The sequence below is a fragment of the Paraburkholderia sp. Cy-641 genome, from assembly GCF_011752945.1.
Classification (GTDB): Bacteria; Pseudomonadota; Gammaproteobacteria; order Burkholderiales; family Burkholderiaceae; genus Paraburkholderia.
Window position 1 is genome coordinate 1 of record NZ_VWWM01000005.1, and the last position, 13,028, is coordinate 13,028.

Here is a 13,028-nt window from a genome sequence, read left to right on the forward strand (position 1 = left end):
ATCGGCAAGGGGCTCGGCGAATCGGTCGGGCTCATCACCGACGGCCGCTTCTCGGGCGGCACGTGGGGCATGGTAGTCGGGCACGTTGCGCCAGAAGCGTTCGTCGGCGGCACGATCGCGCTCGTGCGGGAAGGCGATTCGATCACGATCGACGCGCACCAGCTGCTGCTGCAACTGAACATCGACGACGCCGAACTGGCGCGCCGCCGCGCCGCATGGCAGGCGCCGAAGCCGCGCTACACACGCGGCGTGATGGCGAAGTATTTCGCGCTGGCACAGCCGGCGAATCGCGGTGCGGTGACGGGGTGACGGAGTAACGATGGCCGCGCGTTGCTGAGCGGCCGCGCGCGTGAGCACGTATAAGTGCGTATGAAGGGCGTAATTCGACGCCCAAGCCACGCGCTACCGCCCGCTTCGCCATGCCGCACACGACAGGCCCGGCCCGCCGCCGCACGGCGCAAAAAATGCCAAGGGGCGCACGGAAAATCGTGCGCCCCTTGCTCTTATAATGCGTGCACCACAAGCCGGGCATCCGAACCGGCGGAGACCACCATGAAATCAATGTCGTATGCAGCCGTAGCAGCCGCTGTTGCGCTCGCCGTCACATTGAGCAGCGCCAGTCCGGCCGCGCATGCCGAAGCTGCGACGGGCCTCGCGCTGGCCCAACAGCAGAACTGCATGAGCTGTCACTCGGTCACGCGCACCTTCATGGGCCCGGCGCTGCGCGACGTCGCGGCAAAGTATGCGGAACGCGCCGACGCGGCGACCTATCTGAAGCACAAGATTCTCGACGGCAGCACCGGCATATGGGGACCCGTGCCGATGCCCGCGAACACCCAGCTCACGCCCGATCAGGCCGCCGCGCTCGCGACCTGGGTGCTGACGCTCAAAGATGAGCCGCCGCTCAAGCCGGCACCTCATTCGACGCCATGAACGAAACATGCCCGCTATGCGTGGCGCCTGATCTGAATACGGCGCACTATCGCCTCACGCCATCGCAATAGACGTGACGCCGTAGCCTCACGCGCGGCCCGAGCGCCGCGCCAGCTCCTCTTGCACCGCCTCGCGTACCCAGCCGGTCATTTCGGCTTCGAGCGTCCGCGCGACTTCGCGCGTGATCTGAGTGACGAGCAGACTCGCGTGCTGCTGCAACGCATCGCGGCAACGCGCCTCGATCACGCTGCGCCCCTCTCCCGACAGAAAGCCCGCGAAGCGTCCGCGCAGACGCTCGGCGATCAGATCGGCATCGGGTTGCGAAGACTGTGCGGCGGCTTCGTGCCCGAGATCCGGCGGCACGGTCGCGCCGGCCTCGGCAGGCGGCAACGGCTCGACGCGGTCGAACACGCCCGGCGCCGCGGATTCAGACGCCGGCTGGACGGCCGGCGCCTCGTGCGGCCGCGGCGCGCGGCCCGGCATCAGTATTTCGTGCAGGACCGGAATCGAATTGTCGTTGGGATCGGACACGTGCACTCTCCGCGTTGAACGCCCGGGAAGCGACGCGCGCCATGCGCGCGAAGCGGACGGAATGAAACCTAGCTGCCTTGCTTGTAGTTGTTCAAAGCATAGCCGCGATCGCGATAGAAACGATAGCGTTCGCGGCCGGCAACGAGTTCGTCGTGTGCGTTACCGACCACTTCGAGCAATCTTTCGAAGCGCGCGAACTGGGCAGGCACCGTCGCGCCGAGATTGAGCAGCACCTGGTGATGCGGCGCGTCGTCGAGATTCGCGGCCAGCACGACAGGCGTCTGGGCCGCAAGCGGCGTGCCCGCCATGCAGTGCGGCACGAAGTCGAGCGGCGAGAACGTCCAGAGCTTTTCGTCGAAGGCCCGCAGGCGCGCGGGCTCGGCCAGCACCACGAGCGGCTGGCCGGCCAGATACGCCTTGCGCACGAGCCGGCATGCGTACAGCAGCGAATCGCCGACGTTCGAGTGAAAGTCGATTCTCGTCATCGGCCGCTCCGCCCTGCTCGCGGCGCGGCCGCCGCGCGCTTGCCGCAATGCGTCATTGCGCGGCGCGGTCGATCAGGAACTGCGCGAGCAGCGGCACCGGACGGCCCGTTGCGCCCTTCGCCGCGCCGCTCTTCCACGCAGTGCCCGCGATGTCGAGATGCGCCCACGGATAGGCGTCGGTGAAGCGCGACAGGAAGCACGCGGCCGTCACGCTGCCGGCCGGACGTCCGCCGATGTTCGCGACGTCGGCGAAATTCGACTTCAGCTGGTCCTGATACTCGTCGTCGAGCGGCAGGCGCCATGCCGGGTCGGAGGCTTCGCGCGAGGCGTCGAGCAGTTCACCCGCGAGCGCGTCGTCCTTCGAGAACAGGCCGCTGTTGTGATGGCCGAGCGCGATGATGCAGGCGCCCGTCAGCGTGGCGATGTCGATCACGGCGGCCGGCTTGAAGCGCTCGGCGTAGGTGAGCGCGTCGCACAGGATCAGGCGGCCCTCGGCGTCGGTGTTGAGCACCTCGATCGTGAGGCCCTTCATGCTCGTGACGATGTCGCCCGGCTTGGTGGCCGTGCCCGACGGCATGTTCTCGACGGCCGGGATAATGCCGACCACGTTGATCTTCAGGCCCATCTCGGCGACCGCGCGCAGCGTGCCCAATACCGAGCCCGCGCCGCACATGTCGTACTTCATCTCGTCCATGCCCTCGCCCGGCTTCAGCGAGATGCCGCCCGTGTCGAACGTGACGCCCTTGCCGACCAGCACCACCGGCGCGGCCTTGGCGCCGCCGCCCTGGTACTGCAGCACGATGAACTGTGCCGGTTCGACCGCGCCCGCCGTGACCGACAGGAACGAGCCCATCTTGAGCGCCTCGCACTGCTTCTCGCCGAGCACTTCGACCTTCAGCTTCCAGTCTTTCGCGAGCTTCTTCGCGGTGTTGGCGAGATAGGTCGGCGTGCAGACGTTGCTCGGCAGATTGCCGAGGTCACGCGTGAGGTCCATGCCGTTGGCGAGCGCGGCGCCCTGCTTCGCGGCAAGCTTGGTGGCCTTCTCGTCGCCGGTAGCGACGCTGAAGACAATGCGTTTCAGCGCGCGCGGCGTGTTGTCCGGCTTGCTCTTCATCTGCGTGAAGCGGTAGGTCAGCTCGCGCAGCGCGAGGATCGCGGCGCGCACGCACCAGTCGGACGTGCGTTCGAGCACCGGCAGTTGTGCGAGCGTGAACGTTACCTGCACGATCTTCGTGCCGAGCAGTGCGCGCCACGCGGCGCGCACGGCTTCGCCGTAGGCCTTCTGGCCGAAAGCGTCCTGCTTGCCGAGTCCGACGAGCAGGACACGCGAGGCGCCGATGCCCGATACTTCGTGCAGAAACAGCGTCGTGCCCGCCTTGCCGTCCATGTCGCCGGCCTTGATGATGCGCGTCAGCAGGCCCCGCGTGGCTTCATCGATCTCAAGCGCAGCGCCCGAGAGCGTTTGCGACTCGAACACGCCGATTACGATGCAGTCGGATTTCCCGGTCAGGAAACCGTTTGACGAGCCTTTGGTCCAATCACAGGCTTTTATGCTAAAGTCCATCGCGCTTGTCCTCGGATAAAATCTGGGCTTAGGATGAAAGCCGCAATTATCCGCTATTTTTCCCGCGGCGGCTGCACCGGAGGCGTGACGGAACGAACCCGCGCGTTGCCGTGAGCGCCCCCTCTCGTCATCACTAATGATCTTCGAACGCTCCCTTCAGCGCGAACTCGCGTACACGGCGGGTGCCGTGTTCATGGTTCTCCTCACGCTCGTGCTGACGACGATGATGATCCGCATCGTCGGCTTCGCGGCGTCGGGCGAGATCGACCCGCGCGACGTGCTGGTCCTGATCGGCCTCACCGTGATCGGCTATCTGGCCATCATGCTCGTCGCCACGCTGTTCGTCTCGATCCTGTTCGTGCTCACGCGCTGGTACAAGGACTCCGAGATGGTCGTGTGGCTGTCCTCGGGCGTGAGCCTCACGCAGTTCATCAAGCCGATCGGCCTGTTCGCCACGCCGATCATCATTCTCATCATGTTCTTCGTGTTCGTCGGCTGGCCGTGGTCGAACCAGCAGAGCAAGCTGATCCGCGCGCGCTTCCAGCAGCGCGACGAAGTCTCGCTGCTCGCGCCGGGCCAGTTCCGCGAATCGCCGACCACGCACCGCGTGTTCTTCATCGAGAAGATGTCGCCCGACCAGGGTCATGTCGAAAACGTGTTCGTGACAAGCACCGAAGGCGGCAAGGTCAACGTGGTGGTGTCGAAGAACGGCCACGTCGAGACGCACAAGAACGGCGACCGCTTCGTCGTGCTCGAAAACGGCCGCCGCTACGACGGCGAGCCGGGCCACCCCGATTTCCGCATCATGGAGTTCGAGCGCTACGGCGTGAAGATCCAGAGCCAGCCGGTCGTCAATACGCCGACCACTACCGGCTTGCCGACGCTTACGCTGCTGCGCAATCCGAGCAACGACAACCTCGCCGAATTCGCATGGCGCGCGGGGCTGCCGCTGATCGCGATCAACCTGATGCTGCTCGCGATCCCTCTCGCGCACCAGAACCCGCGGCGCAGCCGCACGATCAACCTCGTGATGGCCGTGCTGATCTATCTCACGTACTCGAATCTGCTGAACGTGGTGCAGTCGTGGATCGAGCAGGGCAAGATGTCGTTCGGCGTGGGACTCGTGATCCTGCATGTCATCGTAGCGGCAATCGTCGCGTTCATCTTCTGGCTGCGCGTGCGCAACCGGCCGCTCTTCACGTGGGCGATGTTCAGCCGTTCGAAGGGAGCCTGACCGATGCGCATCTATGAACGGTATTTCGCGCGTCAGATCTATCTCACGTTCGTCTTCATCCTGTTTGCGTTTTCGGGTCTGTTCTTCTTTTTCGACCTGATCAACGAACTGAATTCGGTCGGCCACGGCAACTACAAATTCCAGTACGCGGTGCTGCGCGTCGCGCTGCAAACGCCGTCGCGCTTCTACGAAATCATTCCGGTCGCGGCGCTGATCAGCGCGATCTACGTGTTCGCGCAGATGGCCGCGAATTCCGAATACACGATCTTCCGCGTGTCGGGTCTCGCGACCAACCGGGCGCTGCGCTCGCTGCTGAAGATCGGCATTCCGCTCGTGATCGTCACCTATCTGATCGGCGAAGTGGTCGGCCCGTACACGGATCAGCTCTCCGAGCGCGTGCGGCTCGAAGCGCTCGGCTCCTCGGTGTCGAGCAACTTCCAGTCGGGCGTGTGGGTCAAGGACACGCTCACCGAGCGCGCCGACGGCGAGCAGGTCACGCGCTTCGTCAACGTCGGCGAGCTGATGCCCGACGCGACGATCAGCAACGTGCGCATCTACGAGTTCGATTCGAAGTTCCGGCTCTCGAACGTGCGTATCGCGCAAAGCGGCCGCTATCAGCCGCCCGGCCACTGGCTGCTGACCGGCGTGACCGACACGCAGCTGATCGACGTGCCGCCCGCGCCGGGCACGCCGGCCGATGCGCTCAATCCGGTCTATCGCGCGAACCAGGTCTCGCTGCCCGAGTACTCGCTGCGCTCGGAGCTGACGCCGCAGATTCTGTCGGTGCTGCTGGTGTCGCCCGACCGCATGTCGATGTTCAATCTGTTCCGTTATATCCAGCATCTGACCGAGAATCATCAGGACACGCAACGTTATGAAATCGCGCTGTGGCGCAAGATTCTGTACCCGTTCGCGGTGTTCGTGATGCTCGTGCTGTCGCTGCCGTTCGCGTATCTGCATACGCGCGCCGGCGTGGTCGGCGTGAAGGTGTTCGGCGGCATCATGCTCGGCATGAGCTTCCAGTTGTTCAACACGCTGTTCTCGCATATCGGCACGCTCAATACGTGGCCCGCGCCGCTCACGGCGGCGACGCCGGGGCTCGTGTACCTCGTGCTCGGCCTCGTCGGCCTGAAGTGGGTCGACCGGCACTAGTGCCGGTGCGGCCGGTGCGCTGAGAGACATCGTCGGGAGTCGACGCGATGGCGATGCATGGACTGATTCTGTTTGGCCACGGCGCGCGCGATGCGCGCTGGCGCGAGCCGTTCGAACGGCTCGCTGGCAAGCTGCGCGCGGCGCGTGCCGCAACGGGCGGCGCACAGGCCGTCACGCTCGCGTTTCTGGAATTGATGGAGCCCGATCTGCCGACGGCGGTGACGCAACTCGTCGGCGAGGGGTGCGACGCGATCACGGTCGTGCCGGTGTTCTTCGGCCAGGGCGGCCACGTCAGACAGGACCTGCCCGCGCTGATCGACCGGTGCCGCGCCGCTCATCCGGCCGTCGAGATTCGCTGCGCGGTCGCGGTCGGCGAGGATGAAGCGGTACTGGATGCGCTCGCGCAGTACTGTTTGCAACAGATTTGAGGCTCGCCCGGCAGCGTGCGCTGCGCTGGCGTAGATGGGCCTGACTCGGGGCCATGATTCGGGCCCATGACGCGAGCCTGATCTGAACCTGGCCAGAAAATGAAATCGGCCGACGCATCACGCGACGGCCGACCGGAAAAACCTCGCAGCGAAGACCGAAAACCTCAGGCGGCGACCCGAATACCCTTAGCAGACTGCCCCGCATCGGTTTGCCGCTCCCGCTCCGCGAACGCCTCGCCGATCATCAGCAGACTCGGCTGCGAAGCATCGACCCAGCGCTGCGCGTCACCGGCGGCCAACTCCTCGAGAGTCAGCGTCAGCATGCGCTCGCGCGGCGTGCTGCATGCTTCGACGATCGCAACCGGCGTCGTCGCCGGCTTGCCTGCATCGATCAACTGCTGCGCGATCTCGACGCCGCTGTCGCGCCCCATGTAGAACACGAGCGAATCGGCATTGACCTGCTCGCGGATTTCCTCGGAGCCCGGCGCGCGGCTGAACGTCGCCAGCGCGACGCTGCGTGATACGCCGCGCAAGGTCAGCGAGCGTTGCAGCGATGCCGCGCTCGCGAGCGCGGCGGTAATGCCCGGCACCACTTCATACTCGATGCCGGCCGCTTCGAGCGCGCGCATTTCCTCGTCCGCGCGGCCGAACAGCATCGGATCGCCGCCCTTCAGACGCACGACCACGTCGTGCTCCAAAGCCGCGTCGACGATCTGCTTGTTGATGAACTGCTGGGCCGTCGAGAGCTGTCCGCAGCGCTTGCCGACCGCAATGCGCTTCGCGCTGGCGGGTGCGTAGTCGAGCATCGCCGGCTCGACGAGCGCGTCGTGCAGCACCACGTCGGCGGTGCCGAGCAGCCGCGCGCCGCGCACCGTAATCAGGTCCGCGGCACCGGGTCCCGCGCCGATCAGATAAACCTTACCCATGGACATCAACCTGTTCGTTGCAGCGTAGGCAGGCGGCGCCGTGCACCGCCCGCGTAGCCCTTTTGCGTCGCTCCTGCCGCGTCATCGCGCATATCGCGCGTTCAGGCGTCTCGCTCAGGCCGAAAATGCCCGGATCATACCAGCCGCGACGGTATGGTTCGTCGCTTCGTCGATCAGCACGAACGCGCCCGTGCCTTGATGCGAATCGTACGCGTCGCACACGAGCGGCTTCTGCAAGGTCAGTGCGACACGGCCGATGTCGTTCATCGCGAGTTCCTTGCGATCGATGGCTTGCGACAGCGTATGCACGTCGAGCACTTCCTGGATCGCGCCGATCTTCGCGAACACCGTGTTGGTGGTTTGCTTGAGCAGATACTTGCGCTGCGTCGAGAGCGGCGTGTCGTCGAACCAGCAAAGGTCCGCTTCGAGCTTCTTCGCCGGCTCCGGCGCCGCTGCGCGCAGCACGAAGGTATCGCCGCGCGACACGTCGACGTCTTCCGCGAGACGGATCGTGACCGTTTGACCCGCGAACGCGCGATCCACCTGCGCGGTGCCGCCGACCACCGGCGCGATGATCTCGGCCACGGTCGCTTCGCGATTGGCCGGCAGCACGACGATCGTGTCGCCGAGCTTCACTTCGCCCGATTCGATACGGCCCATGTAGCCGCGGAAATCGTCGGCCTGGCTGCCGTCCTGGCGCGCGACCCACTGCACCGGGAAGCGCAGCGCCTCGCCGCTCGCGGTTTCGACCGGCAGCGCTTCGAGCACGTCGAGCAGCGGCTCGCCCGCGTACCACGGCATGCGCTCGCTTGCCGTGACGATGTTGTCGCCCTTCAGCGCCGACACCGGCACGAAGCGCACGTCTTCGAGACCGAGGTGGCGCGCGAGTTCGACGTAGGCGTCGCGAATCTCGTTGAAGCGCGCTTCGCTGTAGTCGACGAGGTCCATCTTGTTGATCGCGACGATCGCGTGCTGCAGGCCGAGCAGCTTGACGATCGCGCTATGGCGCTTGGTTTGCGGCAGCAGTTGCGCAACGCCGTTCTCGAACGTGACGCGCGTCGCGTCGACGAGGATGATCGCCGCGTGCGCGGTCGAGGCACCCGTCACCATGTTGCGCGTGTACTGCTCGTGGCCCGGCGTATCGGCGATGATGAACTTGCGCTTGGCGGTCGCGAAGTAGCGGTACGCGACGTCGATCGTGATGCCCTGCTCGCGTTCGGCTTCGAGGCCGTCGGTCAGGAGCGACAGATCGATTTCGTCGCCCACGGTGCGCTTGTTTTTCGCGCGCGACAGCGCCGAAAGCTGGTCGCTCAAGACCGCCTTGCTGTCGTACAGCAGGCGGCCGATCAGCGTGCTCTTGCCGTCGTCGACGCTGCCCGCGGTGATGAAACGCAGCACGCCGAGGTCTTCTGGTTGATGAATACTGCTCATGATTTTCCTTGTCCCTCTGTCGACCGGAGTTCGCGCTTTAGCGCGCTACGCCGGTCCCATGTGTGCTTAGAAATAACCCTGCTTCTTGCGCTGTTCCATCGCGGCTTCCGACACCTGATCGTCCATCCGCGTCGCGCCGCGCTCCGTGATTTCGGTCACGGCCGTCTCGGCGATGATCTTCTCGATATCGTCCGCGTCGCTTTCGACCGGGCACGTGCAGCTGATGTCGCCCACGGTACGGAAGCGCACGAGCGTCTGTTCGCTGGTCTCGCCCTCGCGCATCGGCGTGAGCGGCGTGACCGGCACGAGCAGGCCGTTGCGGCGCACGATCTCGCGCTGGTGCGCGTAATAGATCGACGGCAGTTCGAGCTGTTCGCGCGCGATGTACTGCCACACGTCGAGTTCGGTCCAGTTCGAGATCGGGAACACGCGCAGGTGTTCTCCGTTGTGCAGACGCGCGTTGTAGAGGCTCCACAGTTCCGGGCGCTGCGCCTTCGGGTCCCACTGGCCGAATTCGTCGCGGAACGAGAAGATGCGCTCTTTCGCGCGGGCCTTTTCTTCGTCGCGGCGCGCGCCGCCGATCATCGCGGTATAGCCGTATTGCTCGATCGTTTCGAGCAGCGTGACCGCCTGCGCGGCGTTGCGCGAATCCGTTTCGCGGCGCAGACGCACGGTGCCGCGCTTGATCGAATCTTCAACGTGGCCAACCACGAGTTCGGCGCCGATTTCCTGTGCGCGGCGATCGCGGAAGTCGATCACTTCGTCGTAGTTGTGTCCCGTGTCGATATGCACGAGCGGGAACGGCAGCTGCGTCTTGCGGTTCGCACCGAGGCCAAAGGCCTTCAGGGCGAGCGCGAGCACCACGACGGAATCCTTGCCGCCCGAAAACAGCAGCGCCGGCTTGCTGCATTCGGCGACCAGTTCGCGCAGGATGTGGATCGACTCGGCTTCGAGCCAATCGAGGTGATCCATACGGTTCGCCGTGTTGATAAGCGGAGCGTTCACAGTGGAATCGAGCGTGGTGCTCATGTTGGGTCCTTCGTTGATTGGCCCGGCGAGCGGTCGCCCGCCCGAGCACAAGTATTCAGTTCGATTGATGCGGCGCTCGGACCGGGAGCCAGGCTCCCAGTGTAGCGAGATATCAGGCCGATGCGTTTTCGCTCGGCTCGACCGCGATCGGCGTAATCGCCGTGATGTGCAAGCCGCATTCCTTCGTGTCGCGCGACTCCCACCACCAGCGCCCCGCCCGGCTGTCCTCGCCGGGGCGGATCGCGCGCGTACAGGGCTCGCAGCCGATGCTCGGATACCCGCGCGCGTGCAGCGGATTGACCGGCACGTCGAACGCCTTCAGGTAATCCCACACTTCGGCCTCGCTCCAGTCCGCGAGCGGATTGAACTTGGCGATGCCGCGCGCGCCGTCGTGCTCTTCCTCGTGCAGCTCGGCCCGCGTGACCGACTGCTCGCGGCGCTGCCCGGTCACCCAGGCGCTGACGTCGGCGAGCGCGCGATTGAGCGGCTCGACCTTGCGGATCTCGCAGCAGCGCTTGCGCAGCTCGACGCTTTCGTAAAACGCGTTCAGGCCGTGCTCGCTCGCGTACTGCTCGACCGCGGCCACCTGCGGATGAAACTGCTCGATGTCGTAGCCGTAGCGCTCTTTCACGCGCTCGAGCATGCCGAGCGTTTCCGCGTGCAGACGGCCCGTGTTCAGCGAGAAGATGCCGATCTTCACGCCGCGCGAGAGGATCGCGTGCGTGAGCAGCATGTCTTCGGCCGCGAGGCTGCTCGCGAGCTTCACGTTGGCGTGACGCGCGGCGATCGAATCGAGCAGCGTGTCGAGGCGCTCAACTTTCGCGGCAAGCTCCGGGCCCAGCGTTTGCGCGGCGGTGTTCATGCCGGCACCTTGCCGGCGCCGGCCTGTGCCGCGCGGCGGCGGAACAGCGGCGACGGGTTATCGACGGCGCCCTGGTACTGCACGCTGAATTCGTCGAACGCCTTCAGCGCGTCGTCGAAGTCCTTGTCGGCGCGCAGCGCGTAGGCGTCGAAGCCACAGCGGAACATGAACGTAATCTGGTCGCGCAGCACGTCGCCGATCGCACGCAGCTCGCCCTTGTAGCCATAGCGCTCGCGCAGCAGGCGGCCGATGCTGTAGCCGCGGCCGTCGCGGAACACCGGGAAGTCCACCGCGATCAATGCCAGCTTGTCGAAATCGCCGACGATATCCGCCGGTTCGCTGTCCGGCGCGAGCCACACGCCGAGTTCCGCCATGCCGCGCGCGGCGACGAGCGCGTCGCGCCCGGCCTGCCACAGCGCCAGCGGCACGATCACCTTGCCGGCCGGCAGTTCGCTCGCCGCCGGCAAAGCGCCGTCTTCCGCGGGGCGCACGACCGTCCAGTCGTCGTTGACGATCGCGCGGTTCTTGATGATAGAAGCCATCTGTTCAGTATCCTTTCGCGATTACGCGTGAGCCGGTTGACGCGCGGCATACACGCGCTCCTTGAACGGGGTGATGCCGATACGGCTGTACGTATCGATGAAACGCTCGCCTTCCTGGCGGTTTTCCACGAAGGTGTCGATCACCTTCGTCATCACGTCCGGCATTTCCTCAGCCGAGAACGACGGGCCGATCACGCGGCCAAGGTGAGCGCCGGTCGCGCCCGTGCCCTGCTCGCCGCCGAGCGTCACCTGGTACCACTCCGAGCCGTCCTTGTCGACGCCCAGAATGCCGATGTTGCCGACGTGGTGATGCCCGCACGCGTTGATGCAGCCCGAGATGTTCAGCGACACGTCGCCGAGGTCGTACACGTAGTCGAGATCGCTGAAGCGTTCCTGGATCGCGAGCGCGATCGGGATCGACTTCGCATTCGCGAGCGAGCAGAAGTCGCCGCCCGGGCACGCGATGATGTCGGTCAAGAGACCGACGTTCGGCGTCGCGAAGCCTTGCGCCTTGGCCTTTTCCCAGACCGCGAACAGGTCGCGCTTCTTGACGTCGGCGAGAATCAGGTTCTGTTCGTGCGACACGCGAATCTTGCCGAACGAGTATTCGTCGGCCCAATCGGCGACCGCTTCCATCTGCGCGTCGGTCGCGTCGCCCGGGGCGATCGTGGTCGGCTTCAGCGACAGCGTCACCGAGGCGTAGCCCGCCACCTTGTGCGGACGCACGTTACGCTCGACCCAGCGCGCGAACGCGCGGTTTTCGAGCAGATGCTTCTCGAACGATGCGTCGGTGTCGGCCAGCTTCTCGTAGGCGGGCGGTACGAAGTATTGCGCCACGCGATCCACTTCGGCCTGCGTCAGCGTCGACGGACCGTCCTTCAGGTGCTGCCATTCTTCCTCGACCTGCGCCGAGAATTTCTCCGGCGAGAGCGCCTTCACGAGAATCTTGATGCGCGCCTTGTACATGTTGTCGCGGCGGCCGTAGCGGTTGTAGACGCGCAGCACGGCTTCGCAGTAGGTCAGCAGATGCTGCCACGGCAGGTCGCGGCGGATGATCGCGCCGACGATCGGCGTACGGCCCAGGCCGCCACCGGCCAGAATATCGGCCACCACGTCGCCCTGCTCGTTCTTCTTCAGATACACGCCCATGTCGTGAATCTGCACGGCCGCGCGGTCTTCCTTCGAACCCGACACGGCGATCTTGAACTTGCGCGGCAGCCACGCGAATTCGGGGTGGAACGTCGACCATTGACGCAGGATTTCGGCCCACGGACGCGGGTCGATCACTTCGTCGGGCGCGACGCCGGCGAATTGATCGGCGGTGATGTTGCGAATGCAGTTGCCCGAGGTCTGGATGCCGTGCATCTGCACGCTGGCGAGCTTGCGCAGGATTTCCGGCGTTTCCTCGAGCTTGATCCAGTTGTACTGGATGTTCGAGCGCGTCGAGAAATGGCCGTAGCCGCGGTCGTGTTCGCGCGCGATCTGCGCGAGCACGCGCATCTGGTCGCTGCGCAGGTTGCCGTACGGAATCGCGATACGGTGCATGTACGCGTGGCGCTGGTAGTACAGGCCGTTCTGCAGGCGCAGCGGACGGAACTCCTCTTCGCTCAATTCGCCCGACAAGCGGCGGCGAACCTGATCGGCGTATTGCGCGACCCGTTCATCGACGATGGTCTGGTCGTACTGATCGTATTGGTACATTCGGGGACCCCAATTTTTCGAAACTTTGCGTGACACACGGCGGTCCGGTTTCCGCCGCGGCTCGAATACCGGTGTTTGTCAGCTGCCGCAAGCAAGGGTTTAGACCCATCGCTTATTTGCTTATGACAAATACAGATATCCATATTGAAAAAGTTGGACAGATCGTAATAAACTCGCCTTATATTTCAAACGACTAAAAAATTCTTTTTA

General features: G+C 65.0%; 13 protein-coding genes and 1 pseudogene. 5 read left to right on the plus strand and 9 right to left on the minus strand.

The window, feature by feature from the left end; translation table 11 throughout:
• Together F3J20_RS03880 and F3J20_RS03885 are read left to right on the plus strand one after the other, a co-directional pair.
• Positions 1 to 309, plus strand: a 309-nt coding sequence (locus F3J20_RS03880) for a dihydroxy-acid dehydratase (RefSeq protein WP_205299211.1), incomplete at its 5' end; no start/stop codon positions are given.
• A 243-nt stretch (positions 310 to 552) separates the two neighbouring features.
• On the plus strand, positions 553 to 933 hold the full coding sequence (locus tag F3J20_RS03885) for a c-type cytochrome (protein WP_167036542.1): 381 nt from the start codon (positions 553 to 555) through the stop codon (positions 931 to 933).
• 87 nt (positions 934 to 1,020) lie between these two features.
• Here the strand turns inward: F3J20_RS03885 and F3J20_RS03890 are convergent.
• The 3 genes and pseudogenes from F3J20_RS03890 to F3J20_RS03900 all read right to left on the minus strand — a co-directional run.
• Positions 1,021 to 1,398, minus strand: a pseudogene (locus tag F3J20_RS03890) (DUF2486 family protein); the annotation flags it as partial.
• 134 nt (positions 1,399 to 1,532) lie between these two features.
• The gene (locus tag F3J20_RS03895) at positions 1,533 to 1,949 is read right to left on the minus strand and encodes a DNA polymerase III subunit chi (protein WP_167036539.1); all 417 of its coding nucleotides are present in this window, start codon (positions 1,947 to 1,949) and stop codon (positions 1,533 to 1,535) included.
• A gap of 52 nt (positions 1,950 to 2,001) precedes the next feature.
• Entirely contained in the window at positions 2,002 to 3,513 is a 1,512-nt protein-coding gene (locus tag F3J20_RS03900) for a leucyl aminopeptidase (RefSeq protein ID WP_167036537.1), read from the minus strand.
• Between the two features lie 136 nt (positions 3,514 to 3,649).
• Here F3J20_RS03900 and lptF point away from each other — a divergent pair, with 136 nt between their 5' ends.
• The 3 genes from lptF to F3J20_RS03915 are packed head-to-tail and all read left to right on the plus strand — an operon-like array spanning position 3,650 to position 6,327.
• Positions 3,650 to 4,747 (plus strand): LPS export ABC transporter permease LptF, encoded by a 1,098-nt coding sequence (gene lptF, locus F3J20_RS03905; protein WP_167036534.1) that lies wholly within the window; start codon positions 3,650 to 3,652, stop codon positions 4,745 to 4,747.
• Positions 4,748 to 4,750: 3 nt separating this feature from the next.
• On the plus strand, positions 4,751 to 5,899 hold the full coding sequence (lptG, locus tag F3J20_RS03910) for an LPS export ABC transporter permease LptG (protein WP_167282067.1): 1,149 nt from the start codon (positions 4,751 to 4,753) through the stop codon (positions 5,897 to 5,899).
• 47 nt (positions 5,900 to 5,946) lie between these two features.
• Entirely contained in the window at positions 5,947 to 6,327 is a 381-nt protein-coding gene (locus F3J20_RS03915) for a CbiX/SirB N-terminal domain-containing protein (RefSeq protein ID WP_167282069.1), read from the plus strand.
• Between the two features lie 164 nt (positions 6,328 to 6,491).
• Here F3J20_RS03915 and cobA read toward each other — a convergent pair whose 3' ends face one another.
• From cobA to F3J20_RS03945, 6 genes are all read right to left on the minus strand, one after another.
• Positions 6,492 to 7,253 carry a uroporphyrinogen-III C-methyltransferase gene (gene cobA / locus F3J20_RS03920; protein WP_167036952.1) on the minus strand — a complete coding sequence of 254 codons (762 nt, stop codon included), beginning with the start codon at positions 7,251 to 7,253 and terminating at the stop codon, positions 6,492 to 6,494.
• Positions 7,254 to 7,367: 114 nt separating this feature from the next.
• Entirely contained in the window at positions 7,368 to 8,684 is a 1,317-nt protein-coding gene (locus tag F3J20_RS03925; RefSeq protein ID WP_167036525.1) for a GTP-binding protein, read from the minus strand.
• Between the two features lie 66 nt (positions 8,685 to 8,750).
• Positions 8,751 to 9,713: a sulfate adenylyltransferase subunit CysD gene (gene cysD, locus F3J20_RS03930; protein WP_167036522.1), complete on the minus strand. Its 963-nt coding sequence runs from the start codon at positions 9,711 to 9,713 to the stop codon at positions 8,751 to 8,753.
• Between the two features lie 112 nt (positions 9,714 to 9,825).
• Positions 9,826 to 10,575: a phosphoadenylyl-sulfate reductase gene (locus tag F3J20_RS03935; RefSeq protein ID WP_167282071.1), complete on the minus strand. Its 750-nt coding sequence runs from the start codon at positions 10,573 to 10,575 to the stop codon at positions 9,826 to 9,828.
• Positions 10,572 to 11,117 (minus strand): DUF934 domain-containing protein, encoded by a 546-nt coding sequence (locus tag F3J20_RS03940; protein WP_167282073.1) that lies wholly within the window; start codon positions 11,115 to 11,117, stop codon positions 10,572 to 10,574. Before F3J20_RS03940 ends, F3J20_RS03935 begins: the two co-directional genes overlap by 4 nt.
• A gap of 21 nt (positions 11,118 to 11,138) precedes the next feature.
• Positions 11,139 to 12,818, minus strand: coding sequence for a nitrite/sulfite reductase (locus tag F3J20_RS03945; RefSeq protein ID WP_167282075.1), 1,680 nt, complete (start codon positions 12,816 to 12,818; stop codon positions 11,139 to 11,141).
• Positions 12,819 to 13,028: the final 210 nt, after the last annotated feature.

What these genes read in the sequence shown, in the direction of transcription:
- F3J20_RS03885 (WP_167036542.1), top strand. Translation starts at nt 553, where the DNA reads ATGAAATCAATGTCGTATGCAGCCGTAGCAGCCGCTGTTGCGCTCGCC.
- F3J20_RS03895 (WP_167036539.1), bottom strand. Translation starts at nt 1,949, where the DNA reads ATGACGAGAATCGACTTTCACTCGAACGTCGGCGATTCGCTGCTGTAC.
- F3J20_RS03900 (WP_167036537.1), bottom strand. Translation starts at nt 3,513, where the DNA reads ATGGACTTTAGCATAAAAGCCTGTGATTGGACCAAAGGCTCGTCAAAC.
- lptF (WP_167036534.1), top strand. Translation starts at nt 3,650, where the DNA reads ATGATCTTCGAACGCTCCCTTCAGCGCGAACTCGCGTACACGGCGGGT.
- lptG (WP_167282067.1), top strand. Translation starts at nt 4,751, where the DNA reads ATGCGCATCTATGAACGGTATTTCGCGCGTCAGATCTATCTCACGTTC.
- F3J20_RS03915 (WP_167282069.1), top strand. Translation starts at nt 5,947, where the DNA reads ATGGCGATGCATGGACTGATTCTGTTTGGCCACGGCGCGCGCGATGCG.
- cobA (WP_167036952.1), bottom strand. Translation starts at nt 7,253, where the DNA reads ATGGGTAAGGTTTATCTGATCGGCGCGGGACCCGGTGCCGCGGACCTG.
- F3J20_RS03925 (WP_167036525.1), bottom strand. Translation starts at nt 8,684, where the DNA reads ATGAGCAGTATTCATCAACCAGAAGACCTCGGCGTGCTGCGTTTCATC.
- cysD (WP_167036522.1), bottom strand. Translation starts at nt 9,713, where the DNA reads ATGAGCACCACGCTCGATTCCACTGTGAACGCTCCGCTTATCAACACG.
- F3J20_RS03935 (WP_167282071.1), bottom strand. Translation starts at nt 10,575, where the DNA reads ATGAACACCGCCGCGCAAACGCTGGGCCCGGAGCTTGCCGCGAAAGTT.
- F3J20_RS03940 (WP_167282073.1), bottom strand. Translation starts at nt 11,117, where the DNA reads ATGGCTTCTATCATCAAGAACCGCGCGATCGTCAACGACGACTGGACG.
- F3J20_RS03945 (WP_167282075.1), bottom strand. Translation starts at nt 12,818, where the DNA reads ATGTACCAATACGATCAGTACGACCAGACCATCGTCGATGAACGGGTC.